At 38.4% G+C, this 2,423-nt stretch carries 2 protein-coding genes (1 of these 2 running past the window's edge); one reads left to right on the forward strand and one right to left on the reverse strand.

Going from position 1 to position 2,423, the window contains the following annotated elements:
- Positions 1 to 706 carry the 5' portion of a Cof-type HAD-IIB family hydrolase gene (locus tag QZL64_RS07105; RefSeq protein WP_021841319.1) on the reverse strand. It extends 23 nt beyond the left edge of the window, so 706 of the gene's 729 nt are visible here — the first part of the coding sequence; it begins with the start codon at positions 704 to 706; its stop codon lies beyond the left edge, outside the window.
- A gap of 248 nt (positions 707 to 954) precedes the next feature.
- Here QZL64_RS07105 and QZL64_RS07110 point away from each other — a divergent pair, with 248 nt between their 5' ends.
- Positions 955 to 2,289: a recombinase family protein gene (locus QZL64_RS07110; protein WP_021841320.1), complete on the forward strand. Its 1,335-nt coding sequence runs from the start codon at positions 955 to 957 to the stop codon at positions 2,287 to 2,289.
- Positions 2,290 to 2,423 lie beyond the last annotated feature (134 nt).

Consider the following 2,423-nt stretch of genomic DNA (forward strand, 5'->3'; position numbering starts at 1 on the left):
TCGCCACGGCTACCGCCGTGCCGGCGTATTTCAGCATAGAAATATCGTTTTGCGAATTGCCGAACGCCACTACCTGCTCCGGTTTCAGCCCTAATTCTGAAACCATATGAGCCAAGGTGTTGCCTTTCGTGCAATTCATACTGTTAATCTCTAAGAAATTCGGCTTGCTGCGCACAATTTCCACTTTGTCGGCAAACTCTTTATTTAAACTTGCTTCTATGTGCAGAATCTTTTGCGGCTGCGCAATAAACAATAACTTATTCGGCCCTTTCGGTGCAGTGTACACCGCATCACCGATATATACCGGCTTGGCACCGACACCTTTTTCATACATGCGAGACTCTTCCGTTTCATGATGAACGAGCAATTCATCATCGATATAAGACTGCACATACCAATCATTGGTTTTGGCCAATTGCAAAATCTCGTTAGCCACCGACACATCTACCGTTTGTTCAAATAACTTTTCACCTGATTCGATGCGTTGCACCAACCCGCCGGAGAAAAGTATCATAGGCAAATCACCGATGTCCATGGCGAGCCCCACCGGCCGTGCCGTCTGGTACATGCGGCCTGTGGCAATCACAATGTGAATGCCCTTGGCCTGTACTTTTTTCAAAATACTTCTTGTATAGTCTGAAATAGTATTATCTTCTCTCACTAATGTATCGTCTAAATCAATTGCCAATAATCGTATATCTGTCATAGATACCCTCACAATCCGATCTAAATTCTATCCTCTAAAACCCGCTAATCTATTTTAAGGGGCTATTATTAAGTATACCATATTTGCTGAAGTTATTCGACTTTTATCAATCTTTACTACTGTTTATGTTACGATATAATTATATAGTCATTTTATTTTTGAAAGGAGGGATTATTTTAATTGAGTACTCATCTTTATTCTTGAAAGGAGGTATTGCTATTGAATAGATGACTCAATAGCGACTATGAATGACTGCAAAACGTTCAGCACTTTACATTCGCGTATCTCACGAAGAACAAGCTATGAACGGCTACTCTTTACAAGCTCAGGAAAACAGGCTACGCCAATATGCCTTGGAGCATAATTATCAAATTGTGGAGTGTTATCGCGATGAGGGCATTTCAGCCCGCAGTCGCCCCGGTCGCCGTAAAGAGTTTGCCCGAATGTTACAAGATGTTCAGGCCGGTCGAATCGACTGTATCTTATTTATTAAGCTGGATCGATGGTTTCGTAATGTTTCCGATTTTTACACTTATCAGGCTATTTTGGATAAATATAATGTTGTCTGGGAAACAACGGAGGAAGATTACAATACAAATACGGCTCAAGGTCGTCTCTACCTTAACATTAAGCTATCCATTGCTCAAAATGAATCGGACACTACTTCGGAGCGAATCAATTTCGTATTTGCCGATAAAATTAAACGAGGTGAAGTTATCTCCGGCAAATTGCCTTTAGGTTATTCTATCAAAGATAAACATATCGTTCCCGATGAAAAAGCACCTATTATCCGTGATGTTTTCAATTATTATTTAAAAACTAAATCAATTCGACAAACCATGATTTATTTAGCTGAAAAACATGGCATCGTTCGTGCCTATCCTACCATTACCCAATTATTGCGTAATGAAAAGTATATGGGGCGTTTTTATGGAATTGATAATTATGCCCCTCCAATTATTTCTCAAGATACCTTTTCGGCAGTTCAACAGGAGTTAAAAAGACCACGCCATCATGGAGCATCCTTCTCAGCCAAGGAATTAAGCGAACCATATCTTTTTAAGGGACTGCTTCGATGCCCCTCATGTCACCACCGTTTAGTCGGTATGCGACGACGGTACAAAGATAAAATTTATGTGTACTATCAATGCCCTCAATCCATTAATCACTCCGATATTTGTGGCAATAAAGCGCTATATAAAGAACCTCAAATAGAAGGTGCACTATTGGTGGCTATACCGCAACTTATTAAAACGTCCGCCCCTTATCTTTCTTCATCGATATTACAGCTATATTTACAGTGCCATAAGGATTATCAGAAATGGTCACTTGTCGGTAAATATCAGTATTGGCATTTTTTACTGAAATCCGTACTACTCCCTGCTATATCGTCTCGAAGTTCGAACTTGTTAAATCCTACAGCAACACAGAAATTAAATGCAAAACTACTTTCAGCATTATTAAAAGATTCTTCTTTAAATGATTCTAAAAACAACAAACTATTTACAGAAACAAACTATGTAATACCTATTGAAAACGTACAACTCAATGAAAACTATGCTTTAAAATTCAGTAACAATTAAAATTAAATATGGCAAGAGTTTTAAAACACTAAGATAAATTTTTTCAACGTTAAATTGAAAATTCACTACTTGTTTCACGGTTTTACATAAATTGTACCCTAAGGGGTAATTACAATGAAAAAACGTTTTGCAGC

This window comes from Veillonella sp. CAG:933 (assembly GCF_000431435.1).
Taxonomy (GTDB): domain Bacteria; phylum Bacillota; class Negativicutes; order Veillonellales; family Veillonellaceae; genus Veillonella_A.